This is a genomic window from Pseudomonas sp. B21-056, assembly GCF_026016325.1.
Classification (GTDB): domain Bacteria; phylum Pseudomonadota; class Gammaproteobacteria; order Pseudomonadales; family Pseudomonadaceae; genus Aquipseudomonas.
The window spans coordinates 4,072,651-4,096,245 of record NZ_CP087203.1 but is presented as its reverse complement, the minus strand read 5'-3'; the positions used below and the strand labels follow the sequence as shown (position 1 = coordinate 4,096,245).

25 protein-coding genes are annotated in these 23,595 nt (G+C 58.0%); 6 read left to right on the top strand and 19 right to left on the bottom strand.

Annotated features, from left to right (window positions below; translation table 11 throughout):
• Positions 1–119: 119 nt before the first annotated feature.
• A complete protein-coding gene (locus LOY67_RS17185; protein WP_265067782.1) occupies positions 120–941 on the bottom strand; it encodes an AraC family transcriptional regulator in 822 nt (273 codons plus the stop codon).
• A gap of 95 nt (positions 942–1,036) precedes the next feature.
• On the opposite strand from LOY67_RS17185, the gene LOY67_RS17180 reads away from it, so the two are divergent.
• Positions 1,037–2,248 (top strand): MFS transporter, encoded by a 1,212-nt coding sequence (locus tag LOY67_RS17180; protein WP_265063627.1) that lies wholly within the window; start codon positions 1,037–1,039, stop codon positions 2,246–2,248.
• 974 nt (positions 2,249–3,222) lie between these two features.
• Here the strand turns inward: LOY67_RS17180 and LOY67_RS17175 are convergent.
• Positions 3,223–4,002, bottom strand: a complete 780-nt coding sequence (locus LOY67_RS17175) for an SDR family NAD(P)-dependent oxidoreductase (protein ID WP_265063626.1) — start codon at positions 4,000–4,002, stop codon at positions 3,223–3,225.
• A 34-nt stretch (positions 4,003–4,036) separates the two neighbouring features.
• Between LOY67_RS17175 and LOY67_RS17170 the strand changes: the two genes are divergently transcribed.
• Positions 4,037–4,414 (top strand): hotdog fold domain-containing protein, encoded by a 378-nt coding sequence (locus LOY67_RS17170; RefSeq protein ID WP_265063625.1) that lies wholly within the window; start codon positions 4,037–4,039, stop codon positions 4,412–4,414.
• A gap of 63 nt (positions 4,415–4,477) precedes the next feature.
• On the opposite strand, the gene LOY67_RS17165 is transcribed toward LOY67_RS17170, so the two are convergent.
• Positions 4,478–5,002, bottom strand: coding sequence for a DUF3916 domain-containing protein (locus LOY67_RS17165; protein WP_265063624.1), 525 nt, complete (start codon positions 5,000–5,002; stop codon positions 4,478–4,480).
• A gap of 197 nt (positions 5,003–5,199) precedes the next feature.
• Between LOY67_RS17165 and LOY67_RS17160 the strand changes: the two genes are divergently transcribed.
• Complete coding sequence (locus LOY67_RS17160) at positions 5,200–5,763, top strand: nucleotidyltransferase family protein (RefSeq protein ID WP_265063623.1); 564 nt, start codon at positions 5,200–5,202, stop codon at positions 5,761–5,763.
• A gap of 100 nt (positions 5,764–5,863) precedes the next feature.
• Here the strand turns inward: LOY67_RS17160 and LOY67_RS17155 are convergent, their stop codons facing one another.
• The 3 genes from LOY67_RS17155 to LOY67_RS17145 all read right to left on the bottom strand — a co-directional run bounded on the left by LOY67_RS17155 (position 5,864) and on the right by LOY67_RS17145 (position 8,030).
• Complete coding sequence (locus LOY67_RS17155; RefSeq protein ID WP_265063622.1) at positions 5,864–6,301, bottom strand: NUDIX hydrolase; 438 nt, start codon at positions 6,299–6,301, stop codon at positions 5,864–5,866.
• A 71-nt stretch (positions 6,302–6,372) separates the two neighbouring features.
• On the bottom strand, positions 6,373–6,834 hold the full coding sequence (locus LOY67_RS17150) for an NUDIX hydrolase (RefSeq protein ID WP_265063621.1): 462 nt from the start codon (positions 6,832–6,834) through the stop codon (positions 6,373–6,375).
• A gap of 278 nt (positions 6,835–7,112) precedes the next feature.
• Positions 7,113–8,030 carry a hypothetical protein gene (locus LOY67_RS17145; RefSeq protein WP_265063620.1) on the bottom strand — a complete coding sequence of 306 codons (918 nt, stop codon included), beginning with the start codon at positions 8,028–8,030 and terminating at the stop codon, positions 7,113–7,115.
• Between the two features lie 216 nt (positions 8,031–8,246).
• Here LOY67_RS17145 and LOY67_RS17140 point away from each other — a divergent pair, with 216 nt between their 5' ends.
• Together LOY67_RS17140 and LOY67_RS17135 are read left to right on the top strand one after the other, a co-directional pair.
• Positions 8,247–9,380: a hypothetical protein gene (locus LOY67_RS17140; RefSeq protein WP_265063619.1), complete on the top strand. Its 1,134-nt coding sequence runs from the start codon at positions 8,247–8,249 to the stop codon at positions 9,378–9,380.
• A 279-nt stretch (positions 9,381–9,659) separates the two neighbouring features.
• Positions 9,660–10,061, top strand: coding sequence for a GFA family protein (locus tag LOY67_RS17135; protein WP_265063618.1), 402 nt, complete (start codon positions 9,660–9,662; stop codon positions 10,059–10,061).
• Positions 10,062–11,247: 1,186 nt separating this feature from the next.
• Here the strand turns inward: LOY67_RS17135 and LOY67_RS17130 are convergent.
• The 4 genes from LOY67_RS17130 to LOY67_RS17115 form a co-directional block, all read right to left on the bottom strand.
• The gene (locus LOY67_RS17130) at positions 11,248–11,733 is read right to left on the bottom strand and encodes a hypothetical protein (RefSeq protein ID WP_265063617.1); all 486 of its coding nucleotides are present in this window, start codon (positions 11,731–11,733) and stop codon (positions 11,248–11,250) included.
• Between the two features lie 269 nt (positions 11,734–12,002).
• Entirely contained in the window at positions 12,003–12,620 is a 618-nt protein-coding gene (locus LOY67_RS17125) for a hypothetical protein (protein WP_265063616.1), read from the bottom strand.
• Entirely contained in the window at positions 12,620–12,919 is a 300-nt protein-coding gene (locus LOY67_RS17120) for a hypothetical protein (RefSeq protein ID WP_265063615.1), read from the bottom strand. The genes LOY67_RS17125 and LOY67_RS17120 overlap by 1 nt, the downstream gene beginning before the upstream one ends.
• A gap of 285 nt (positions 12,920–13,204) precedes the next feature.
• Positions 13,205–13,474 carry a hypothetical protein gene (locus LOY67_RS17115; RefSeq protein ID WP_265063614.1) on the bottom strand — a complete coding sequence of 90 codons (270 nt, stop codon included), beginning with the start codon at positions 13,472–13,474 and terminating at the stop codon, positions 13,205–13,207.
• Between the two features lie 296 nt (positions 13,475–13,770).
• On the opposite strand from LOY67_RS17115, the gene LOY67_RS17110 reads away from it, so the two are divergent.
• Positions 13,771–14,451 carry a phytanoyl-CoA dioxygenase family protein gene (locus LOY67_RS17110; protein WP_265063613.1) on the top strand — a complete coding sequence of 227 codons (681 nt, stop codon included), beginning with the start codon at positions 13,771–13,773 and terminating at the stop codon, positions 14,449–14,451.
• Between the two features lie 16 nt (positions 14,452–14,467).
• Here LOY67_RS17110 and LOY67_RS17105 read toward each other — a convergent pair whose 3' ends face one another.
• From LOY67_RS17105 to LOY67_RS17065, 9 genes are all read right to left on the bottom strand, one after another.
• On the bottom strand, positions 14,468–15,025 hold the full coding sequence (locus LOY67_RS17105) for a GNAT family N-acetyltransferase (RefSeq protein WP_265063612.1): 558 nt from the start codon (positions 15,023–15,025) through the stop codon (positions 14,468–14,470).
• A gap of 212 nt (positions 15,026–15,237) precedes the next feature.
• On the bottom strand, positions 15,238–15,867 hold the full coding sequence (locus LOY67_RS17100; protein ID WP_265063611.1) for a response regulator transcription factor: 630 nt from the start codon (positions 15,865–15,867) through the stop codon (positions 15,238–15,240).
• Complete coding sequence (locus LOY67_RS17095) at positions 15,860–16,909, bottom strand: sensor histidine kinase (protein ID WP_265063610.1); 1,050 nt, start codon at positions 16,907–16,909, stop codon at positions 15,860–15,862. Before LOY67_RS17095 ends, LOY67_RS17100 begins: the two co-directional genes overlap by 8 nt.
• A gap of 60 nt (positions 16,910–16,969) precedes the next feature.
• Positions 16,970–18,274 (bottom strand): AAA-associated domain-containing protein, encoded by a 1,305-nt coding sequence (locus LOY67_RS17090; protein WP_265063609.1) that lies wholly within the window; start codon positions 18,272–18,274, stop codon positions 16,970–16,972.
• 10 nt (positions 18,275–18,284) lie between these two features.
• Positions 18,285–19,892 carry an ABC transporter permease gene (locus tag LOY67_RS17085; protein ID WP_413776222.1) on the bottom strand — a complete coding sequence of 536 codons (1,608 nt, stop codon included), beginning with the start codon at positions 19,890–19,892 and terminating at the stop codon, positions 18,285–18,287.
• Between the two features lie 754 nt (positions 19,893–20,646).
• Positions 20,647–21,714, bottom strand: a complete 1,068-nt coding sequence (locus LOY67_RS17080; protein ID WP_265063607.1) for a protein-glutamate methylesterase/protein-glutamine glutaminase — start codon at positions 21,712–21,714, stop codon at positions 20,647–20,649.
• A 2-nt stretch (positions 21,715–21,716) separates the two neighbouring features.
• Entirely contained in the window at positions 21,717–22,214 is a 498-nt protein-coding gene (cheD, locus tag LOY67_RS17075) for a chemoreceptor glutamine deamidase CheD (RefSeq protein WP_265063606.1), read from the bottom strand.
• A gap of 8 nt (positions 22,215–22,222) precedes the next feature.
• On the bottom strand, positions 22,223–23,056 hold the full coding sequence (locus LOY67_RS17070) for a CheR family methyltransferase (protein ID WP_265063605.1): 834 nt from the start codon (positions 23,054–23,056) through the stop codon (positions 22,223–22,225).
• A complete protein-coding gene (locus tag LOY67_RS17065) occupies positions 23,053–23,589 on the bottom strand; it encodes a chemotaxis protein CheW (protein WP_265063604.1) in 537 nt (178 codons plus the stop codon). The genes LOY67_RS17070 and LOY67_RS17065 overlap by 4 nt, the downstream gene beginning before the upstream one ends.
• Positions 23,590–23,595: the final 6 nt, after the last annotated feature.

Below are 23,595 nucleotides of genomic sequence, written 5' to 3'. Positions count from 1 at the left end.
GCAGGCTCGCTCCCACATTGTTCCGGGCAGGTACCGGACCTGTGTTCACCGAAAAACCTGTGGGAGCGAGCTTGCTCGCGATAGCGGCTTTGCCACTGGCGAACCTGGAAACGTTCCTTTCACATAAAAAACTTGCTTGGCGTCTTACCAAACTGCTTCCTGAACATGTTCGTAAACGCACTCGGGCTTTCATACCCCAGCCCTAGCGCAACATCGATGATTTTTTCTCCCCCTGCCATTCGCTCAACCGCCTGCAGAAGACGAACCTGCTGCCTCCACTGGCCGAAAGTAATCCCGGTTTCCTTGCGGAACAATCGTTGGATCGTCTTTTCATCAAGGCCAAGGCGGGCGCTCCAGTCTGACAGCGTCGAGCCATCGGCAGGGTCTCCCTGCAGCGTGATGCAGATCTTCCTGATGCGTTGGTCGGCCGGCTGTGGAAGGTGCAGCGGCAGGGTAGGAAGCAGGGTGAGTTCATCAAGAATCAGCTGCATCACCCTGGCTGTGCGGGTGTTCGGCGCGTAGGGGAGTTGGAGGTCCACCGCAACCTTGATCAACTCGCTCAAAAGGGCGGAAATGCTGACGGCCTTGGTTTCGGTCGGAAGGTCTGCGATTGCATCAGGCCGGACAAATACGCTGCGCATTTTCACATGACCCACGCAGCGCACGGAATGTATCTGCCCACATGGCATCCACAGCCCCCGATTCGATGGGACTGTCCACTGGCTTGACGTCGTGTGCACAACCATCACGCCTTCAATGGCGTATAGCAGTTGATGCTTTTCATGGGAATGCGGTGCGATGAACCAATCCGCAGGGTAATCGGTTGCCCTCCCGATCATGGTCCAGGCGCCTTCATCGATCTCGAGCAATGCTTCGTTCAGGGGTCTGATCATGATGTCCTTTTTGCGACAGTTGGTTCCCTTGTCCGGTGAGACAGACATTCCCATGGAATCTAGGATGGCGGCAAGCCTGTCAGAAGATACCGTCATCTTCTGTTTACGTTTATTCGTACTCCTATCGTCCGGAAGCTTTTGTCATGTCCACCGCAGCCACCGCCTCGACCACTGCATCAGTCGTCCACCAAACGAGCCCGCTCGTCATGCGGGTCATTGGCGCCTGCGCACTCGCGCATTTGATCAATGACCTCATACAGGCCGTACTGCCTTCCATCTACCCGATGCTGAAGGCCAGCTATGGGCTGAGTTTCACGCAGGTGGGATTGATCACACTGACCTTCCAACTGACCGCCTCGCTATTGCAGCCCTGGGTGGGCTACCACACGGACCGTCACCCCAAACCCTGGTTGCTGCCTGCCGGGATGGTCTGCACCCTCATCGGCATCCTGATGCTGGCGTTCGTCGGCAGTTTTGAAGCAATCCTCATCGCCTCTGCATTGGTGGGCATCGGCTCTTCGACCTTCCACCCGGAAACGTCGCGTGTCGCACGGCTCGCCTCAGGCGGTCGCTATGGCCTGGCGCAATCGACCTTCCAGGTTGGCGGCAACGCGGGCAGTGCCTTCGGTCCGTTGCTCGCCGCGGCCATTGTGATCCCTTATGGTCAAGGTCATGTTGCCTGGTTCGGTCTGTTTGCCGTCTTCGCCATCTTCGTGCAATACGGCCTGAGTCGCTGGTACCGCAACCACCTCAACCTGTTCAAGCTGAAACAGGGCGGCAAGGCGACCCACGGTCTGTCCAAGGCCCGTGTGACCGCTGCGCTGGTGGTCCTGGCGTTGCTGGTGTTCTCCAAATATTTCTACATGGCGAGTTTCACCAGCTACTTCACGTTCTACCTGATCGAAAAATTCCAGCTGTCGGTGACCAGCTCCCAGCTGTACCTGTTTCTGTTCCTGGGCGCGGTGGCCGCCGGCACATTCTTCGGTGGCCCCATCGGCGACAAGATCGGCCGCAAGAAGGTCATCTGGTTCTCGATCCTCGGTGTCGCGCCCTTCACCCTGGCGCTGCCCTATGTGGACCTGTTCTGGACCGGCGTGCTCAGCATGATCATCGGCTTCGTCCTCGCCTCGGCGTTCTCCGCCATCGTTGTCTTTGCCCAGGAACTGGTGCCGGGCAATGTCGGCATGATTGCCGGCGTGTTCTTCGGCCTGATGTTTGGTTTCGGTGGCATCGGTGCGGCTTTGCTGGGGTATCTCGCCGATATCCATGGGATCGAGTATGTCTACACGCTGTGTTCATACTTGCCGTTGCTTGGTGTGCTGACCATTTTGCTGCCTTCGACCAAAGGCGTCTAAAACCGGGACGGATTCATTGGTAGGCGCCACCCTGTGGGAGCCGAGCTTGCTCGCGATGGCGGTATGTCAGTCACCGGGATGTTGAATGTGTCGCCGCCATCGCGAGCAGGCTCGCTCCCACACTTTCCGGGTGTGATCACAGGATATGCACCGCAAATCCTGTGGGAGCCGAGCTGGCTCGCGATAGCGGTATGTCAGCCACTGAAGATGTTGCATGTGCTACCGCCATCGCGGGCAAGCCCAGCTCCACAGGTCCCGCGTCGAACACAGATGTCGTGTACTGCGCAGATCCCCTGTGGGAGCGAGCCTGCTCGCGATAGCGATATGTCAGCCACTGAAGATGTTGAATATGCTACCGCCATCGCGGGCAAGCCCAGCTCCACAGGTCCCGCGTCGAACACAGATGTAGTGTACTGCGCAGATCCCCTGTGGGAGCGAGCCTGCTCGCGATAGCGGTATGTCAGCCACTGAAGATGTTGCATGTGCTACCGCCATCGTGGGCAAGCCCAGCTCCCACAGGTCCCGCGTCGAACACAGATGTCGTGTACTGCGCAGATCCCCTGTGGGAGCGAGCCTGCTCGCGATAGCGGTATGTCAGCCACTGAAGATGTTGAATGTGCTACCGCCATCGCGGGCAAGCCCAGCTCCACAGGTCCCGCGTCGAACACAGATGTCGTGTACTGCGCAGATCCCCTGTGGGAGCGAGCCTGCTCGCGATAGCGGTATGTCAGCCACTGAAGATGTTGAATATGCTACTGCCATCGCGGGCAAGCACAACTCCCACAGGTCCCGCGTCACGAGCATGTGCAGCGTCGGTGCTGTTCATTTCGCTCTCTCCACCACATAGCACCGCGAGCTGGGCTTCAATGCCGGCAGCAAGCGTAGCGCGAACCCCTTGCTCCTTGCGGGCAGCATCACCGCACAATGCTGCGAGCATGCACGTTCGCTGGTTGTGATCAGGGTCAAGTGAGGACTCAACGGGGGCCTTTGTTCTCAGAGAGACAGTTGCCGCCGTCGACCACGAGAAGCTCGCCCGTAATGTAGCTGGACTCTGGGGAGGCAAAAAAAGCCACCGCGGCAGCGACCTCGTCGGGCCTACCGGCGCGCCCGACGGGAACATATTTCGCTGCGATCAACTCCTGCGCTGTGCTGGATTGCGTCGCGATCCACCCAGGGGCAACAGAGTTCACGGTGATACCGTATGACGCGACCTCCAGCGCCAAGCTCATGTTCATCCCCACAAGCCCCGCTTTCGCCGCCGCATACGCAGCCTCGCCGGGGTTGCTGACGCGGGTGCCGGTCGTAGAACTGATATGGACGATGCGTCCGTAACGACGATCCTGCATCCCTGGCAGCACAGCACGGGTGAGCAAAAATGCAGTGGTCAGGTTGCGGGCAATCGAAGTGTTCCAGGCGTCGACGCTCATAGTGGCCACTTCTGAGAACGTTTCGGCGTCACCCTGCATCGCCATACCGGCGTTGTTCACGAGCACATCGATCCGCCCCCATAGCGATTCAGCCCAGGTCACCAATTCGACAACCTGAGTCGGCTGAGTGAGATCTGCAGCGCGTCCTTGCACCTCATAACCTGCTGCGCTCAGTTCCGCGACGCGATCATGGATGCGGGCACTGCTGCCGGTGATGATCAGCTTTGCGCCCAAGTCCCCGAGCCGCCGTGCGATAGCCAGACCAATCCCATGTTCACTGCCAGCGCCACTGACCAATGCGACCTGACCATTCCAGTTGTTGAACATTGCAAGCTCCACAGGGTTACGCAGGAAGGACTGTTTGACATTCCAGAGTAGACGCTATCAGCCCCTGCGAGGTTATTCCGGTGCACGCCCGACAGCTAGCCATGCGGCCTCAGCAAGCTGTTGTCGATCCAACCACCTGCAATCGGTTCACGCCATCGCGCTGTGCAATGCTGCCGAACTGGCGGGGGGCATGATGACGGAGGTCTCCATTCCCAGCGGCGCTCGGTGGATTCCCAAAGGCATGACGGTCGAGTACCTCGCCAAAGCGAAAACCTCCGTTCACGCCATTGCCGATGGCAGCGAAATCGATTGGGAGTCGTTCGGAGACAAGGTAGTACCCGTCGATATCTTCGACGAAGGAGGGGTGAAGGTCTTCACCGCCCGCATCACCATGAATGTGAAGGCGGGCTGAGGGGGCGCTTGCCAGTCGCTGCACAGGTGACTGGCATTGCGAGTGTTCAATCCAGCAATCGCGTCACGCCAGCATTAGACGATTTTGATCATCAGGCAGGTTCTCCGATACACCACCAGTGGACATCAACGTCATCGTCGCTCTGGGTGACGTCATGTCCATGCTCGATGAATCGGGCACATCCAGGGCAAGTTTGTCGCTCAAGCTTAGCGGAGCCAGGGTGTTGTGTTGTCCCAGAAAGCCCAAGTAGTAGTCCCGGTCATAAAACACCGTGACTTCACTCTGGTGCAACCAAGGCCACGTCAGCAGGCAGGCGACGCGGTAATAGCCTTGGCTGCGATCCGCCGCCCGGGATAAATGAGCCGCCGCTTCGAGTAACTGCTGAACACAGAAGGCTTGCACTTCGATGGAGGCCTGCGGGCCCTGCACCAGGAAAACGTGTACCGGGATTTTCCAGTGGTCGTAACGCTGGTCCTCATAACGGCGAGGAAAGTAGTTGCCTTTGAACCTCGCCGCCCAGCGCTCCAGTGCACGGAGACGGCGTGGGATACCTCGGAGTTTTTTGTCGCTGAGGGCTATTTGACGCAAGGGAATGTCCTTATATTGCCTGACGGTAATGGGGGTCCGACTATCCAACCAGTCAGATGCTGCCTGTGATCTGCGCGCAAATCCGTTCGCCACGATGTGCGCAGAAGAAGGGGAGAATCATCATCGTAAGATGCGTGGAGATTAACCTGTCAGGTACGCGACGGGATCATGGATATGGGCACTGCTGAGGGGAAATAATGACATTGAGTGTCGAAGGGTTGGTCAAGCTAGCAATGGCCAATCCAATAAATGCTGAAATCACCTCGCGCTTGCCTTCACTCCGTTTGAATCAATGTTTCCTCACCGCAGGCTGCCTTTTCCAATCTGTCTGGAATCATCAGGCGCATCTGCCGCCTGAATGGGGCGTGAAGGACTACGACGTTTTCTATTTTGACGAAGACCTGTCCTGGGAGGCTGAGAATGAGGTTATCACTTCGGCTCAGCATCTCTTCCGCGATCTCAAGGTCAACATCGAGTTCAAGAATCAGGGGCGTGTCCACCTTTGGTACGGCCAGCGGTTTGGCAGGTCCTATCCTCAGCTCCAGTCGGCAAAAGATGGCATTGATCGTTACCTGATTGCCGGTACGTGCATTGGATTGGATGCTGAAACGGGTGAGGTCTATGCGCCATACGGTTTGGCCGACGTAGAGGAGGGAGTTCTGCGTATCAACCCAAAGAATCTTCAGCCAGATTTGTTTGAGCAGAAGGCCAAGAGTTATCAATCTCGCTGGCCGTGGCTGCGCATCGGGTTCTCAGGATGACTGACGGTTTTGGGGCGGGTGGCAGGTCGAACGACGTTTTGATCGACTTCTATCTGTCGCGGATGGCAGAGACGATCAGAAGCGGTCAACCGGCAAGCAATTAACGCTGCCCATCTTCCCCCTTGTGACGCGCCTTCAGCGTCTCGCGCAAAAAAGCTAAAGCTCGTTGGAATACAGGGTGGCAATCATCGTAGGGGGGATGATCGAGAGATGCCCAGAAAAACTTGAATAGGTGGCCGTGATCATCAGCAGTCTGATGAGACCATTGCTCTGGCAGCGTTCTTTCCACATGACACAGTTGAAACGACCAGACCTGACTTAGATGGTCGGCATTCCATACCCCAAGATCGTCTTCGATCGTAGCGTCGTCGATACCGGATTCTTCCGCCAATTCTCGTAGTGCAGCTTCGCTAGGCATTTCTCCCTTTTCTATGGTGCCCTTCACCAGTTGAATTCCTGCTAGGGGGTGTCGGAACAAGAGGATCTTGAAGGGCGACACCGATGAAAGTATTACCGGGCACGCTTTGTCAGGGATCATGGTGATTTCCATATCAGATGATGGTTTACCATCATCCTCATTGAATCGATATTTGAATGTACACGAGGAGGTCAGGCAGGCGGTTTGAATACGTTTGCGTGCATGAGCATCTCAACCAGGTTTTCCGGCCATACCGTATCGCTCGTGGTTCTCAGCTCCTGGACTGACCACCAGTGATGATCCGCCATGACCTTCTTCTCATGCACTGTCCACTCAGATCGGGAAAGGACCGTATCTTGGGCATGCACGACAAAATACTGCTCAACAGAGAGCACTGTTTCGCCGCTGGGTAAAAGTAATGGAAACCGCCTATTTGCCAAAGGCTCGCCAACGGTCACGACTTGAATACCTGTCTCCTCGCGTAGCTCACGTATTGCGGCGGTGTGGAATGTCTCGCCATCCTCCAAGCCACCACCAGGTGTGGCCCAGTGGCTTTGGCCGGCCAACGCGTCGTCCGTATGGTGAAATCGAAAAAGAAGAACTTCTTCAGAAGGGCTTATGACCAGTAATCGTGCTGCCTGTCGCTCTCGCATATGCGGTCCTCCGTGAAAGGGGCGCAGATTAGGGGCTGTTAAGTTAGCGGGCAAGCTTGGAGAAAGACACGGTCCCCTTATTCCGCTTATTTCATACCGATGGCCACATTGCCAACGCACGACCAAGGCCGTTCACTGGTTCGCCACCCTTCAATACATGGGTGAAACGGCTCTGTGAGTCTCAGTGGCTGGGTAGAGACTCACACCCTGGCGACCAGCAGGTACTTTTCCGATTATGCCGGTGTGAAGCTCAGGCAGTTGCTGACGGTGGGCAGAAACTATGCATCTAGATCAGACGATAGTTTTTTGAGGAAATCCTGGATCTCGTCCTCGTTGATTTTGACGTTCAACTTCTCGCAGAGTTGATCGTTGGCGCCGAAGTCATACGCGGGGAAGCCGTGACGGATATGAATAATCACCGTTTTGTCGGGATCGTCACCCTTGGCAGCTTCCGCCGCGATTTCCTTGGTAAAAAGCTCGAGGCCTTCTTGGTCGGCTTTCGCGGTCGTTTCGCCCTGGGATAACGCTTCAAACAGCGACCGCACATACGCATTGTAGTTTTTGTAGTGGCCGTTGATAAATATGGCGTCCGGGCTATTACCTGTAAGTGACGGAATCAAATGGCCGATCCATTGGGAGTACGCCTTGGTCGGGTCACCATGCACGTGAGCGTAGCTGTCACCGAATGCATGAATCAGGAACCCCAACTGCCAGTCGGGCACCTCGGAGTCTGGTTGCACTGCGTCTATGATCTTCTGTTTCAGCCTGGCGCGACGGTCATCCACTTTTTTGGCGTCTCCGCCGTGCAGCGAATGCAGTCCGTCGACCACCCTGTGCCGAAATGACCAGAAGCCCGGAATCAGGCCATATGCCGCGACAGGCACCGCATTCAACGACCACAGCTCTTTGTCCGGTGTTTGGGTGTAGCAGGAAATGTTTTCCAGCTTGGAAGTGTTGCGGTATCCAGCAAGGTACGCCACATAGCCAGCGGTGTAGAAATGGCCGTCCTTGCCGTAGTACGGGACAAGCACGCCCAAATTACCCGTCGACAACTTGTTAACGTCAGGTTGGTGGCCTGGATCGGCCGGTGCCACATTTAGCCTATGAATCTCCGGCGATGCTGAAGAACAGCCGTATTGCAGCACGAAAGCAACTAGCAGAGGGAGAGACATTTTCAGTGGACGAAGTGAACTCAAAGTGGCGCTTCCTTACAGTGGAGGAGGGGGAAGAGTCAAAACGAACATAGTACAAATTGACGCAGATGGCGCATGCCTACTCTACGGGCTGTTGAGTCTTTGAATACCAAGAAATTGGTCAAGCATTACCTATTCTAAACGGCCCCCTAGGATTGGCTTGCAATGCAATGTCACTTTGCTATCTTTCTTGCCATCCAAGACCATGGAAGGCGTTTTATGAAGAACAAAGTACTCGCTAGCATTGTCATCGCTCCCCTCCTGACCTCGTGTGCTCTGTTCAACCCTTCCGTGGGCACGGCAAAGATCGAGCAGGACCACCTTAATGCCTCAGGTGCAGATATTTCGCTTCTGCTCAAGCGCGCTCTGCAGTCCAAGTCTGGGCAACTCGCTTACTGGCAGGCAGGCTCTACCGTGGTGATGGCCGGATTGATCGGGTATGGGGGGTACAAGGTCGTTACCGATGGTGGCTCGCACCAGGTGGCTGTGCTCATGGCAGGAGGTGGTGCACTGTATGGCACTAACACGGTGTTGTATAAACCCACGCGTGAGGGCATGTACGCCCGAGCGGTGAGCTCGATCCAATGCATCGATGGGGCGTTTTCACCCTTCAACACCGCAACTGGGCTAGGCCTGAAGAGCGCCATCTACACGCTATCACCGAGTACCTGGAGCAGGTTGGACGCCTCCTTCCAATCGGCCTATTCGCTAGCAACGGAATATGATCTCAAGTACAAGCAGTCGGTCCTTCAGGTCGCTACTGACCTCAATGTGTACCTGGCTGACATGCAGCCCACTCCCGAAAGCACCTACCGAATACTCACGCGTACCATTGGGCAACAAATCACTAAGCCCAGTAAGGACCAAGTGAGCCAGGCCATTACGGCTGAAGGCCAAGCATTCGCTGCCACCGTTACAGGCGATGCGAATGAGAAAGCACGTGCCAGCACAGACCGCGCAATCGAGCTGAGCAACTTGGTCACCCGTTTGTACGCGTGGATTGACTCTATCGAAGAGGCGCATCGCTCGTTTAATGCGAACGACGTAGCGGCCTGCAGCGGCCTGAGCATCAACTTTGGCATTGCCGGAGTAACGGAAGGCAGCGTTGTGTCTTTGAGTGCTGGCAGCACAGCCACTTACCAGATCATCGATACTTCCGGGAAGCTGGTGGCCTATGCCGTACCCAGCGATGCGAGTGACGCCAGCAAAGTAACGACAGCGATTACCACGAGTAATGGCGTCTTCAATTTGCAACTCACAGCAACCACCAAGACTACGCAGCCAGTACGCGTTACGGTGAAAGACAACGGCAAGTTCGGTGCAAGCGTTTCGTTCGAGGTGAAAGTGCCTTAGCGGGATCTCCTCAGGCGATGGCTGGTATGGGCGGTATATCCGAGTGCACAAAGAACGCTCCTGGCATCGATTTATCATGTTGCGCTGCTTCGAGACTTGGGGTTAGGGCTCGGTACATTTGAGGTGAGGGGGTGTTGAAAGCGCAACGCAGTTAGAAGCGCTCCCTGCGAGCGCGTGAGGGCAGTCCGTGCCGTTGGCGCTCCGGAGTCGAAAGTAAGCCAGTCGACGTACTGCGTCGAGATGATAAGCTCGGGCTTCCTTCACGTGCGCGAGTAACACATGGATGAAAAATACCAGGGAAGCTGCTTGTGCTCAGCAGTCAGATACGAGCTACTCACGGCGCCAAAAGCAGTGAGTCATTGTCATTGCAACCAGTGCCGCAAAGGCCATGGGGCTGCATTTGCCTCATACGGTAGTGTTCCGCGTAACGCGCTACGGATACTGGAAGGCGCTGCCAGTATCAAAGCATTTGCTTCTTCGAAGACGGTATTGCGCGAGTTCTGCGTGGAGTGTGGTTCGAGTTTGTTCTGGTCGCGCACTGAAGGTCAATTTGCCGACTGGGTATCGATAGCGTTGGGCTCTCTTGATACGCGTTTTATGCCTCGGGAGCAGAAGCACGTTTATGTGGACTCTGCGGTTCATTGGTATAGGCCATTAGAGTCGGGTTCTCAGGATGACTGACGGCTTTGGAGTGGGTGTCGCAGGTTGTGACGGACGGCGGTGACCAAAAGCTGCCTTTCGCGACCGGCAGCAATCGGCAAGCAGTCGGTGGACAGACTAGTGGCAAATAGGTGGTGCCCTGCTACCCTCTTTACCATAGTCGGGCTTGCCGTCTCCTGTCACGTTCCCCCTCGATAGACCTCGCGCTACCGTGACAAGAAACGCGATATGGCATTTCACCTAATGGGAGAGTATTAGGATAGCGCCATGAAATTTCGATGCCCTAGTTGTGGTTATATCGCAGACTCCCTTCCGCCCACCCATAGGTGTCCTACGTGTGACAAGTTTTCCCACGAATTGCTGAGTTATGATTGGGAAAGCTTTTCCTTAATGAAGCGTCGACATATTGGATATAACCTTTTAATCATTGGCGTGGTTCTAATCAATTTTCTTGCGACGATCACCTCGACATCAACCGATGCGCGTCAGTGGCTGTTCAACTTGTTACTTATTCCAGCAATGATCAGTTTGTTTTATTGTCGAGAGCAGCTTAAAAGGAAATCGGGGTATGAAGGGCATAGGGGCAGGGCTGCGCGTCCCTGGTTTATTGGTGGTTGGGGTCTCTAAGCGGCTAATAACCCGTATATCGACTCTCCCCACAAGTGATTAGCAATGCTTTCCAACCCTGTCGTCAGTGCGATTGCATTCGTGTACCTAGCCTGTTGGTCGCCCCGGCCAGTCGTCGTTTATGGACGATCGCAGATAGTTTCAAGCAGTGAACGACCGTAAAGGGTCGGACGCGGTCAGTCGTAAACACCGAAACAGCCTCAACTAGCTGACCATCGAAGTACTCCGTGTCATCGCGGGGCTCTGAATCCAATCGCAGCCTGGCCTCGGCCAACATCTGAGAAACTGCGATTCGCTGGCTCAGAAAAGTAGCGACCATTAGGTCTGACAGCTCTTTAAAGGGCGTGTCCTAGGCATCTCGACAGTGCTGTAGTAACGTTGTTGGAGCCTCTCCTTTCCAAGGGCCAATGATGCTGGCTACTGTCGTCTGTTGGACCATGGGCATCAACTCAAGCTGGTTGGAAAATGGATTCTACCGACAGATCGAACACAATGCGAAGGGCCGCTTTGGCCAGGAGCGGTCATTCAGACGTGGCTACGAAACCTGAGGACGGTTCAGAGGCCATAGTTGATTGCTAAGCTAATCCTCAAGCTCGAATTGCTGAAAACTCACGCGCCTGACGTAAACCCAAAACTCATCCCCTGGCTCATAATGCTTCATGCAGACGCTTCGTTCCTGGCACAGCTTATCTTCGTCAATCAGCATACGGTCCCAATCGAAATCAGGGTTCTTGGAAATGGCGTAGCTTGGAAAAGGTTGGTCGAGATCGAAATGGATCGAATACACGAACAACGGTGACTCCCACGGCATGTGGGTTTCGTACAACTGCATCAGTTCGGGCATCTGTGTCTTACAGTGCTGCTCGGCGAACCTCAAAGCCTGGAGTGAATCATCCCACACAGCCTTAGCCACGCGTTGCGCGGCGGCAAGCCTAAGGTAAGGCGGCTCGTCATTTCGGTGTTGGACGTAAATCAATCGGTTGCCAAACTGGAACTCGCACTGCCAGACACCCGAGGGCATACGCCAGTGGCCAAGCATGGATTCGGTCAGTAGATTGATGTCCATATAGGTACTACACAGGTGGAAAGGTGCTCAGGTTAACCTCTCAAGTCTGGCCTGGAAATGCCAAGGGCCCTTGGGCCGTTTTTTGCCCCTAACGAAACAACGTGACGAATTTATTTGTAGTCCACAAAACCTATGGGAGCTGTAGATTAGTATCTGCAATATTGAATGTACGGATGCCATCGCTAACAAGCTCAGAACCCGCTATTAACGGAAATAAATTCGTTATTTTTTTGCGCAGAAATTTTTCGGTCTTTTTGACACATCAGTCGTTAAGTCTGAAATAGACTGCCGTCATCGTTCAGCGGCCGAAAATAGCCCTTAATACAGCTAATTTCCCGAACGCAAATCTGGATGTGAGTTTTTTCCCGAAAGCTTGTCCCAGGATAAAGCTCTTCACCTTCATTGAAAGGGGAGCGAGCAGTTTCATAAGCGGGGAACTCAAGCTTCTTTCGGGCGGCATGCATATTTTCATATACAGCGCAGTCCAAGTGACGTTTCAGCAAGTCCAAATCGCCTTCGAACCCCGGGCTGTTTATTGGAAGAGGATTGCCGGTGGCGGCTGTGGTTGCTTCCAATAGCGCGTAAGCGCTCTGAAGCTCTAACAAAGCACCTTCCTCGGTCAAATTGAAGCAGAGTCCAAGATCGAGTACCGCACCGATGACATACGGATGCCTGATTGCTCCTTTCCCGCGCTTTTTGTAGCGTTTGATACTTTCGGCGTAACTCAGAGCCCGTTCTGGACTATTTTCCCAAAAGTAGATGCCTTGCCCCAGCCAGTCATAATCGTTCGTGCTTGGTGTAAGGGACTCGCCAGCAAGGACAGCCTCACCGACATCTCTATCGCATCCATGGAAGCCCAAAACGAACGAAGGGAGGTTTTGATACATTATCGATAAGCAGCCGTAAGCTCGCCTGCATTGGTGTACACCCCCGTCTTCTTCGCAAATAATTTGGCTTCCTTTGGATCCTCCAAAAGAAGTTGAGCCAACTGCATCATTCGCTCGGCTGCGTCAGAATGTGAATTGTGTATCTGCTTTGATGAAGCGGCCTTCCCTGAGGGAGTCTTGGATTTGGCAACAGCAGATGGTTTTGCAGCAGCTTTCGCTTTGGCAGGGACCTTTGGCTTAGCTGCAGGGGTTCCCACAGGCTCGGCGGTCTGGACGGCTGAAATCTTAGGTTTTGCCATGTGGTGGCCTCCTGCGACGGTCATTTACGGGCTGACTCTATCGTCAAAGTGGGTTGGTGTCAGCCACATTGAGATTCTGAAACATTTTAAAAGTCGAATTGGTAGCGACTGTTCGACCCCCATGCTTGGCCGCTGTCGGTCGTTTTTAGTCGTTCATGCTCACGGATATAGTTGGTCACCCCCCATGCGACGGTAGGGCAGGAGGATGCAAACGTCTGGGTTCGTGCGGTCCTCTAGCTCATGAGCAAAAAACGGGCGCTTTCAGGCGCCCGTCGTTCTATCAGCTCATTCAACCTGCTCTTGAAGTCGTCGACCAATGACTTCCAGCAAATCACACCCATCACGCAACGGAATCACCAGAAGCTGTGCAAAATCCGAAAGCACAACCGTGTCGCTGGCGATCTCGGATCGGAAGGCGATGTTTTCCAATACCTGGGTCACCACACGAATGCGGTAATCAGCGGTTGCATGCAAGACGTCAAGTGGGGCTTGGGTATCGATGAGTAGGGAGGCGGGGGTGCAGTCGATGCCAGTTATGGGGATGTATCTTTGCATTTGGATCGCTCCAGTCAAATTAGCGGGCTGATCCGATAGGCAGGTCGCCAAACCTGATCGCCATCTTGGGCGACGGAGTGACTATAGGTTTCGTAGGATTCGGCAGACAAGGTGATGGATTCCCAGGGTTTCGTAGGAAAACGCGATAACGGCTGTCCAGAGATGATCATGACGCTTGATGGGCGTGGGTTCCCGGAAATCCGTAAGGGCCTAGAGGGCGGGTGGTGCAATTCGCAAAAGCAGCCGCTGATTCCTGCTATTACTTGATGCAAGGACATAAGGAAATCGCCAGCCCCATGACCAACCGCAATCAACTCCACCAGAACGGCTACGTCCTCCTGCACCGAGCAATCCCCACCGAATGGCTCACAGAGCTCCGCACCCTGTTCGATGCGAGTGTGATGCCCTCAGATCAATGGCCAACCCCCCGCGGCTGGGACTGGCGTCATTCTCTATTGGACAACGATCCAAAAATCCAGGCGGTGTGCCGTCTGCCACCGTTGCTGGCAGCAGTGGGCGCGTTGATCGGCGAGCGGTTCTTTCTCGCGCAGGTGGAAGGACGCGAGCCCCTGGCGGGTGGCGGTCATCAGCAGTTGCACCGCGACCTGTCAGCCCAACGCCCAGGCGACACAGCCGTCGCCCTGGCTTTTTTCGACGACTACGGCCCCGAGAACGGCGCGACACGAATCGTTCCCGGCAGCCATCGTCCGCAGCCGGAAATGCCGCCCTTCGATTTCGCTGACGAGTCCCGCTCGGTGCAGCTTTCAGGTGGTGCCGGGGACATCCTGGTGTTTGATGCCGAGTTGGTCCATGCGGCCAGCTTGAATGTGAGTGGGGCACGCCGTCGTTCGATCCTGATGGGGTATTTTTCGGAGCGGCTCCATGCGTCGCACCTGGAAACCGCGCGCCTGCGCAATATCCGGATGGACACGAGCGAGCGGTTCGAGCCTGCCGATTTTGTCTTTGGCTCGATATAGCCGATGCAGTAGTCAATTACCGTATCTGTGTAGTACGCCCCAGCCACTGCTCACGGTCCAACGCCCATACTTCCTTGTCCAACTTGCCGCTGACAAATCGCCCCCGTTCCGTCCTGAGCAATCGCATTCCCTCACGCTCGGAAATGCGCCGCGAGGCCTGGTTGCCAACGGCCTTGGGCACCACCATCACCGAGCGATTCAGCGTGACGAACCAGTACTCGTTGATGACTTCGCAGGCCTCGCGTATGTAGCCGTGGCCTTGCCATGGCGGTGACAGCCAGAAACCGCGGTGGTTGTCTGGTTGGTCGTAGAGGGAAATGCTGCCAATGATCTGGGCCGGATTCGACGCCAGCCGGATCATCCAATGCCACTCTTTGCCGCGCTCGATGGCGGGCAAGGCGTGGTCGCGTACGTAGGTCAGCGCGCCGTCGGCGGGGTAGGGCCAGGGTACTCGGCTGTCGAGATAGCGGACTACTTCCCAATGAGGGAACAGGGTCTGGATGGCGGGGGCGTCGGTCAGTTGTAACGGGGTCAGGATGAGGCGTTGGGTTTGGAAGGTCGGGAGGTGGGGCATGGCGGTCGATCCTTGAGCGCGGAGGGGGAAGATAGTTGGGTTCCGGTATTTTCAAACCAACAGAAACGTAAACGATGTCTCCGGTTTCAATCGTAAAGGATGTGTCCATGTCTACATCGCGATAGCGGTGGGCCAGTTGGTATCGGTGTTGAATGTGCCGCCGCCATTCGCGAGCAAGCTCGCTCCCACAAAAGGCAGGTGGCGTTCACCGCCTAGCGATCCACACCCTTAAGCCGCTCCGACATCTTCACCAACGCCGCCAACGAATCCGCATCCATCTTGCGCATCAACGCGCCACGCCGCACTTTCACCGTCACTTCGCTCAGCCCCAACCGCCCGGCCACTTGCTTGTTCAGCAGCCCCGAAACCACCAGTTCCATCACGTCCCGTTCGCCGTCGCTCAGGCTGTCATAGCGTTGTTTCAAGTCATCCATCACCGACGCTGCCTGGCGCCGTTCCCTGTCCCGGTTCAGGCCCAGGCTGATTGCGTCCAGCAGGTCTTGTTCACGGAATGGCTTGGTCAGGAATTCCAAGGCCCCGGCCTTCATGGCTTTCACCGACATGGGGATGTCGCCGTGGGCGGTGATGAAGACCACTGGGACGAGGATGTTCAAGCGGGCCATTTCCTGCTGGAAATCCAGCCCGCTCATCCCCGGCATGCGCACGTCGAGGACCAGGCAGGCGGGGGTGTCCGGGAGCTTGGCGTCCATGAATTCGCGAGCCGAGGCGAAGGCCATGCTCGGCAGGTTCACCGAGGCCAGCAGGTCTTGCAGCGAGACACGTACGGAGCTGTCATCGTCGACGATGTAGACCATCGACTCGGCAATATCGGGCTCAGTCATCGGATTCCCTTGTCACCGCCGGCAGGGTGAAGTGGAAGGTTGCACCTGATTGCGGGTTGCTGGACACCCAGATACGGCCGTCATGGGCTTCGATGATCGAGCGGCTGATGGCCAGGCCCATGCCCATGCCGTCCGGCTTGGTGCTGTAGAAAGCGTCGAACGCCCGCTCATGGTCGTTGCCGGAGAGGCCCTTGCCCTGGTCGGACACGGAAAACAGCAACTGACCCGACTCCAGTTCGGCATGAAATGCCAGGACGCGCTCATCAGCGTCAACCTGGCGCATCGCGTCGATTCCGTTCATCGCCAGGTTCAAGATCACCTGTTGGATCTGCACTTCGTCCGCCAGCATCGGCGGCAAGCCTTCCTGGATGTGCACGCGCAAGGTGATGCCTTGCTCGTTCAGTTCGCCGGCCAACAGCCGCAGGGCAGTGTTTATCGTGTCGGCGACGTTCAGCCATTGCTTGGTGGGGACCTGGTGCCGGGCCATGCCGCGCAGGCGGGTGATGATCTCGCTGGCTCGATGGGTGTCGGCGAGGATGCGTTCCACGGCCAGGCGCGCCTTGGGCAGGTTGGGTGGTTCTGTCGCCATCCAGCGCAGGCAGGCGCTGCTGCTGTTGGCGACGGCAGCCAGGGGTTGGTTCACTTCGTGGGCGATGGAGGCGGCGAGTTCGCCGAGCATGTTGACCCGGGCGATGTGCGCCAGGTGCGCCCGGGTTTTGTGCACGGTTTCGATGGCCGCCGACAGGCGCAGCGCCAGGTAGGTCGTGCCGGCGATGGCGGCGAGGCTGATCAACACGTTGATCTGGCCGGCCTCCGAGTCACCGAAGCGTGTCAGCCGATAGCTGAGGATCGTCAGCACCATGCAGATGAACGATAGGCCCGCCACCGCACGCGCCGGCAGGATCCGCACGGCAATCAGCACCACGACGATCTGGAAGACCCCCACGGCGATTTCGAGATCGGTGATGGTGTCTATCGCCGCGATGCCGAGCGCCAGCCCCAGCAGAAGCAGCAGACGAAGTGCCCATTGAGTTTTTCTCATTGCCTGTTCATCTCGTATCGCTCGGTCTGTCCGCGCTTCGACTTTGCCATTTGAATCACCTCAGGACGGATTGTCCAGGCTGAACTGATCGGCCACTTCATCATAGGCGAACAGCTCCGCGTAGCGCCCCCACTGGGTGACGCAGTCCAGGGTGTTGGCGGCGTCGTGCTCGGACATGAAGTCCTCCAGTTGATCCCGGAAACGTCGCGCCGGCGCCGTGCGGGTCGGGCGGTCGTCCAGCACTTTGCGCACATGCCCCACCAGCGGCACGTGCCTGAGCAGGTGCCGGGCGAACAGTTGCTTGCGCTCATCGACATCCGACCCGGCATAGCGGTGCCCGGCGGGCAGCAGGGTGATGAGCCCATCGCGCAGGTCGGCAAAGCGCATCAGTTGCAGCACCTCGGCGACCGGAAAAAGATCGCTGTCGCTGTAGCGCAATGCCCCGGCCAGTTCCCGCAGATCGGCCTGGCCGTCAAAGGGATGATCCTGGACCGCCTCGATCAACCCGGCCAGAGCGTTGGTGGAAATCGACGGCAAGAGCATGCCCACGTCCGTGCCGGCAAACACACCCTGGCGCGCAGAGTCCGAACGTCCACCACCGGCCATCTGCACATAGATATGCTCGACCAGGGCCTGGAACGCCGGGTCGGCGCGATTGCGCGGCTGGCTGAGGCCCACGCTGATTTCCTTCATGATGCGCCCCGGATTGGAGGAAAAAATCAGTATCCGGTCGCACATCAGCACGGCTTCTTCGATGTTGTGGGTGACCATCATGATCGACTTGATCGGCATCCGCCCTTCACGCCACAGGTCCAGCAGATCGGTGCGCAGGGTTTCGGCGGTGAGTACGTCCAGTGCGGAAAATGGCTCGTCCATCAACAGTACATCCGGGGCGACCACCAACGCCCTTGCCAGGCCGACGCGCTGGCGCATGCCGCCGGACAGTTCCTTGGGGAAGGCGCTTTCAAAGCCGTCGAGGCCGATCATGTCGATGGCGGCCAGGGCCCGTCGGCGGCGCTCGGCCACCGGCACGTTCAAGGCTTCGAGGCCGACCTCGACGTTCTGCAACACCGTCAGCCAGGGGAACAGGGCGAAACTCTGGAACACCATGCGCACCGAACTCGGTAACCCCTGGGCATCGACGGGAAAGTCGACCACGCCCGCGGTCGGTGAAATCAGGCCGGCGATGGAGCGCAACAAGGTCGACTTGCCAGACCCGGAGCGACCCAGCAGGCCGACGATTTCCCCATCGTTCAGGCGCATGCAGACGTCGTCCAGTACCCGACGCTCGGCGCCACCGGCCGTGCCGTAGACATGTCCCACTTGCTGCACATCCACCAGGCAACGTTTTTCCATCACTTGCATTGAATCACCCTCAATCAATTCGCAGCCGGCGCTCGGCGAAACCGTATAGGGGACGCCACAACAGCTGATTGAAACCCACGACAAAGATCGCCATGACCGAAACCCCCAGCGCCACCCGTTGCATGTCTCCCGCCTCAGTGGCCCGGGCGATAAAGGAGCCGAGCCCTGACGCGTACAGATGCTCGTTGCCCCAGGACACGGCCTCGGCAACGATACTGGCGTTCCACGACCCGCCCGCCGCCGTCAGGGCGCCGGTGACGTAATAGGGGAAGACACCGGGCAGCGCGAACCGCCGCCACCATTGCCAGCCGCGCATGTGGAAGCTGCGGGTCGCATCCCGCAGATCGGTCGGCAGCGCGCTGGCCCCGGCGATCACGTTGAACAGGATGTACCACTGGGTGCCCAGCACCATCAGCGGCGACAGCCAGATATCGGGGTTCAGTTTCAGGGCAACGATGGCGACCACTGCAAACGGAAACAGCACGTTGGCGGGGAAGGCCGCCAGCAGTTGCGCGACCGGTTGCAGGCGCTCGGCCCAGCGCGGGTTCAGGCCGATCCACACGCCGATGGGCAGCCACACCAGGCTGGCGAGCACGATGAGCACAGCGACGCGCAGCAGGGTGGCGAGCCCCAGGCCGAAGGCGCTGATGACGTCCTCCAGGCCCAGTGTGCTGCCGATGAAACGTGACAATTGAAAGAGGCCGGCCATGCAGGCCAGGGCGATTAGAGCGGGCCAGAGCAGGTCGATAGCACGACTGAAACGGGCGCTGGCCTTGAAGCGCAGACGCGGCAGCCTGGGCAGTTTGTCGAGGAACAACGAGGTCCTGAGGCCATCCAGGGCCAGCAATGCCAAGGGCACCAGGCGGGTGGAGCGCAGCAGGTCATAAACCCTGGAGCGCGGGCGCTTCTGGGAGGCCGTCTGTTCGAAGCGAAACCGGTCCGCCCAGGCCACGATCGGCCGGAAGAACAGCAGGTCGTAGAGCATGATCACCGCAGCCATCGCCAGCACGGCCCAGGCGGTCGCGGCGATGTCTTTGCGCTCGATCGCCAGCGCCAGCCAGGAACCGATACCGGGCAGGCTGACGGTGGTGTTGCCAACAGTAATGGCCTCGCACGCCACCACGAAGAACCAGCCGCCGGACATGGACATCATCATGTTCCACACCAGCCCCGGCGTTGCGAAAGGCAGCTCCAGCTTGACGAAGCGCTGCCAGGGCGAAAACGCAAACTGCCGGCTGACTTCGTAGAGGTCGTTGGGCACGGTTCTCAGCGACTGGTAGACGCTGAAGGTCATGTTCCAGACCTGGCTGGTGAAAATGGCGAAGATCGCTGCGCATTCCACACCGGATTCCTTGCCCGGGAACAGCCCCATGAAGAACACCACGGTGAAGGTCAGGAACCCGAGGACCGGCACGGATTGCAGAATGTCCAGCGCGGGCAGGATGACCAGGGCGGCCTTGCGGCTTTTTGCTGCCAGCGTGGCAATGAGCAGGGAAAACACAAACGACGCGAACAGCGCGATGAACATGCGCAGAGTGGTACGCAGGGTGTATTCCGGCAGGTGGGCCAGATCGAGCGACAACGGCGAGGCGTCGAGCACACCGAGCGGCTGGTTCATTTGCTCGACGCCATAGCCAATGAACACGGCGAGCGCCACGATGAGGCTGACCAGGGTGATATCGGCCCACCAGGCACCTGGCTCGTTGTATTTGAAAGGGGTCAATGCTGAAGCAGCGAGTGGAGAGCGCATTGAGCACCTCTTTGTATCGTCGGTGTTTAAGTGCGGCGAGATTAAGTCCTGCCTCCGGCGATGACCACTGAGATTAAGGGCGGGAAAATATACGTTGGTATATCGATGGCTGGGGCGAGGGCGCCTTCGATCTGATCCGCTTTTTTTGCTGGCAGGTGCGGCTGTAACGCAACCTGAGTTTCAAGCCAGAATCCTGCGGGTGTTCATCGGAAATCGAGTTCACCTCAGAACTCTGTGGGAGCGAGCCTGCTCGCGATGGCGGTCTGTCAGTCGGCAAGGAAGTTGACTGTGCCGACGTCATCGCGAGCAGGCTCGCTCCCACAGGGGTTCTGAGGTGGCTGCTTGTTGTGTATTTCTCTGAGAGGTGCTTATGACGAAGATGGCGATTTTTCTGGGTGGTTTCCTGGCGTTGACCGTGCTGATTGGCGTGCTGGCGACCATACCGCCGGTATAGACCGACTGTGGCGAGGGGATTTATCTGTGGCGAGGGGATTTATCCCCGCTGGGCTGCGAAGCAGCCCTAAAATCAGCCGACTCGGTGTCAGGTAGATTGAGGTGGCTGCGTTGGGGATGCTGCGCATCCCAGCGGGGATAAATCCCCTCGCCACAAGGTTGCTCATGACTACCTATGCAAAATCACCTGCGCAATTTCCTGCAACCCCATCACCCGTTGCGCGGCGTTGAGTTTGATGGCTTCCTTGGGCATGCCGAAGACCACGCAGCTGGCTTCGTCCTGGGCCACGGTGGCGCTGCCGGCGTCGAGCATTTCCTTCAGGCCGCGGGCGCCGTCGTCGCCCATGCCGGTCATGATGATGCCGGTGGCGTTGCGGCCGGCGAACTTGGCCACTGAGCGGAACAGCACGTCCACCGACGGGCGATGGCGGTTGACCAGCGGCCCGTCCACCACCTGCACGTGGTAGAACGCGCCGCTGCGGGTCACCATCATGTGTTTGCCGCCGGGGGCGATGAGGGCCAGGCCCGGGTGGATGCGGTCGTTGTTGCGGGCTTCGCGGACTTCGATCTGGCACAGGCTGTTGAGCCGGGCGGCGAACGAGGCGGTGAATTTTTCCGGCATGTGCTGGACGATGACGATGCCCGGGCACACCCGCGGCAACGCGGTCAGCACCGCTTCCAGGGCCTGGGTGCCGCCAGTGGACGTACCCAGGGCGACGATGCGCTCGGTGGTCTGCGCCATGGCGTGGCCATTCGCGGCAGGCAGCACGGCATCGGCGCTGAGCTTGGAGGCCGGCATCAGCGGGGCGGGGCGCTTGCCCAGGTTGCGGACGTTGACCTGGGCGGCCCCCCTGATCGCCGCCACCAGCTCCGGCGCCGATTCCAGCAAGAAGTTCTTCAAGCCGCTGGTGGGCTTGGTGATGATTTCCACTGCCCCGGCGGCCATCGCCTGCAAGGTGGTTTCCGCCCCTCTGGGAGTCAGTGACGAGCAGATCACCACCGGCGTCGGCCGCTCGCTCATGATTTTCTTCAGGAAGGTGATGCCGTCCATGCGCGGCATTTCCACGTCCAGCACGATCACGTCCGGCCACTCCCGGGCCAGCTTGTCCATGGCGAAAATCGGGTCGGAGGCCGCGCCCATTACGTGGATGTCCGGGGTGTCGCTGAGAATGGCCAGCAGTACCTGGCGAACCACGGCGGAGTCGTCCACCAGCAATACGTTGATCTTTTTTGACATGGTTAATGCCGGGTCCTTATCGGTTGGTGCCTGACCCATACATCGCCGCTGCACAGGTCGAAAATGATGCTCCGGTAGCCGGTGCTGCCCATGTCCTGGGCAATCAGGTCCAGGCGATAGAGGGCGGCCATTTCCAGCGCCGCATTGACGTTCAGCCGTGCGACGTCGCCGAAGGGGACCTGCCGTTGCAACTCGGGGAACATCTCACCGCCGCCGAACAGCTTGAGCTGGTATTCCTCGGGTTCGGTGTGATGGGCCCGCGCCTCGCGGATGAACAATTCGATGGCTTCGTCGGCGTACAGGCCGTTGAGGGCCGTGGAGCAGCGCATGCGGCTGGGCAGCATGAAATGGCACATGCCGCCGATCCGGTGTTCGGGGTGCCACAAGGTGATCGCCACGCAGGAGCCGAGGATGGTGCGCAGCCGGGTCGGGCACGTGGCGAAGCGGAACTCACCCGGTGCCAGGTAAACCTCGGCCACGTCGCGGGTTGCGGCTCTCATTGCTGTTCTCATGGCTTGCGATAAATCGACGGCACCACCATTTTCAACGCATCGGACACACCATGGAGGCTTTCCGAATGGCTCACGATGAAGTACCCGCCGGACTTGAGCCGGGGGACCAGTCGGGCGACCACTTTGCTTTTGGTGGGTGGGTCGAAATAGATCATGACGTTGCGCAGGAAAATCACATCGAACTCTCCCAGCTCCGGCAGGGTGTCGTTGAGGTTGACCTGGATGAAGTTGACGCGGCTGCGCAACGCCCGGTCGATCAGGAACGTGCCCTCCTGGCTGCCGGTGCCCTTTAGGCAGTATTTCACCAGCAGCGGCTGGGGCAGGGTGCGGGCGCGCTCCATCGGGTAATGCCCGGCGCGGGCCTTGGCCAGCACCTGGGTGCTGATGTCCGAGCCGATGACTTCCCAAGACGTGGTGCCCAGCCCTTCGGCCAGGGTCATCGCCAGGCTGTAGGGTTCTTCTCCCGACGAACTGGCCGCGCTCCACAGGCGAAAGGTCTTGCCCGGTGCGGCCTGGGGCAGCACGTGCTGGCGCAGGAAATCGAAGTGCTTGGGCTCGCGGAAAAAGTAGGTTTCGTTGGTGGTGAGCAGGTCCAGCGCCACCTGCAATTCATCCTTGCGCTGGCCATTCATGATCAGTTTGAAATACTCGCCGTAGCTGTCCAGCTCATAGTGCTTGAGGCGCTTGAACAAGCGCCCGGCCACCAGGGCTTTCTTGGCGTCGGACAGGTTGATGCCGGCGGCCTGGTACAGCCAGGATTGAAACTGGCTGAACTCTCGATCACTGAGGGCCAGTGAGTTCACGGTGCGTTCCTTGCAGTCGGTGTTCACGGGCTTTCAAACTCCAGCGCGGTCGGGCTGGCTTCGGCCAGTTGCGACATTTCGTCGATGGACAGCACACGGCCCACCTCCAGCACGATCACGAACTTGCCGTCGACCTTGGCCATGCCGCTGATGAAGTCGGCGCGGATCTTCGCGCCGAAACTCGGCGGCGGTTCGATCTGCGAGGCCGGGATCTCCAGCACCGCCGACACCGTGTCCACCAGCAGGCCGATGTCCTGGGCGTGGCCGTCTTCGGTGTTGGCCTCGATGATTACCACGCACGAGCGCCGGGTGATCGACGAGTTCTGCCGGCCGAAACGGGCCGACAGGTCCACCACCGGCACGACCGCGCCACGCAGGTTGATGACCCCACGGACGAAGGCCGGCATCATCGGCACCACGGTCAGGTTGCCGTATTCGATGATCTCCTTGATGCAGAGGATGCCGATGGCGAACATCTCTGTGCCGAGCATGAATGTCAGGTATTGCGCTTCTTCCTCGACCGCCATGGCGGTTTGACGTGTAGTAGCGATGGCGCCCATGCCTTT

What these genes read in the sequence shown, in the direction of transcription:
- LOY67_RS17185 (WP_265067782.1), bottom strand. Translation starts at nt 941, where the DNA reads ATGTCTGTCTCACCGGACAAGGGAACCAACTGTCGCAAAAAGGACATC.
- LOY67_RS17180 (WP_265063627.1), top strand. Translation starts at nt 1,037, where the DNA reads ATGTCCACCGCAGCCACCGCCTCGACCACTGCATCAGTCGTCCACCAA.
- LOY67_RS17175 (WP_265063626.1), bottom strand. Translation starts at nt 4,002, where the DNA reads ATGTTCAACAACTGGAATGGTCAGGTCGCATTGGTCAGTGGCGCTGGC.
- LOY67_RS17160 (WP_265063623.1), top strand. Translation starts at nt 5,200, where the DNA reads ATGACATTGAGTGTCGAAGGGTTGGTCAAGCTAGCAATGGCCAATCCA.
- LOY67_RS17155 (WP_265063622.1), bottom strand. Translation starts at nt 6,301, where the DNA reads ATGATCCCTGACAAAGCGTGCCCGGTAATACTTTCATCGGTGTCGCCC.
- LOY67_RS17150 (WP_265063621.1), bottom strand. Translation starts at nt 6,834, where the DNA reads ATGCGAGAGCGACAGGCAGCACGATTACTGGTCATAAGCCCTTCTGAA.
- LOY67_RS17140 (WP_265063619.1), top strand. Translation starts at nt 8,247, where the DNA reads ATGAAGAACAAAGTACTCGCTAGCATTGTCATCGCTCCCCTCCTGACC.
- LOY67_RS17135 (WP_265063618.1), top strand. Translation starts at nt 9,660, where the DNA reads ATGGATGAAAAATACCAGGGAAGCTGCTTGTGCTCAGCAGTCAGATAC.
- LOY67_RS17130 (WP_265063617.1), bottom strand. Translation starts at nt 11,733, where the DNA reads ATGGACATCAATCTACTGACCGAATCCATGCTTGGCCACTGGCGTATG.
- LOY67_RS17125 (WP_265063616.1), bottom strand. Translation starts at nt 12,620, where the DNA reads ATGTATCAAAACCTCCCTTCGTTCGTTTTGGGCTTCCATGGATGCGAT.
- LOY67_RS17120 (WP_265063615.1), bottom strand. Translation starts at nt 12,919, where the DNA reads ATGGCAAAACCTAAGATTTCAGCCGTCCAGACCGCCGAGCCTGTGGGA.
- LOY67_RS17115 (WP_265063614.1), bottom strand. Translation starts at nt 13,474, where the DNA reads ATGCAAAGATACATCCCCATAACTGGCATCGACTGCACCCCCGCCTCC.
- LOY67_RS17110 (WP_265063613.1), top strand. Translation starts at nt 13,771, where the DNA reads ATGACCAACCGCAATCAACTCCACCAGAACGGCTACGTCCTCCTGCAC.
- LOY67_RS17105 (WP_265063612.1), bottom strand. Translation starts at nt 15,025, where the DNA reads ATGCCCCACCTCCCGACCTTCCAAACCCAACGCCTCATCCTGACCCCG.
- LOY67_RS17100 (WP_265063611.1), bottom strand. Translation starts at nt 15,867, where the DNA reads ATGACTGAGCCCGATATTGCCGAGTCGATGGTCTACATCGTCGACGAT.
- LOY67_RS17095 (WP_265063610.1), bottom strand. Translation starts at nt 16,909, where the DNA reads ATGAGAAAAACTCAATGGGCACTTCGTCTGCTGCTTCTGCTGGGGCTG.
- LOY67_RS17090 (WP_265063609.1), bottom strand. Translation starts at nt 18,274, where the DNA reads ATGCAAGTGATGGAAAAACGTTGCCTGGTGGATGTGCAGCAAGTGGGA.
- LOY67_RS17085 (WP_413776222.1), bottom strand. Translation starts at nt 19,892, where the DNA reads ATGAACCAGCCGCTCGGTGTGCTCGACGCCTCGCCGTTGTCGCTCGAT.
- LOY67_RS17080 (WP_265063607.1), bottom strand. Translation starts at nt 21,714, where the DNA reads ATGTCAAAAAAGATCAACGTATTGCTGGTGGACGACTCCGCCGTGGTT.
- cheD (WP_265063606.1), bottom strand. Translation starts at nt 22,214, where the DNA reads ATGAGAGCCGCAACCCGCGACGTGGCCGAGGTTTACCTGGCACCGGGT.
- LOY67_RS17065 (WP_265063604.1), bottom strand. Translation starts at nt 23,589, where the DNA reads ATGGGCGCCATCGCTACTACACGTCAAACCGCCATGGCGGTCGAGGAA.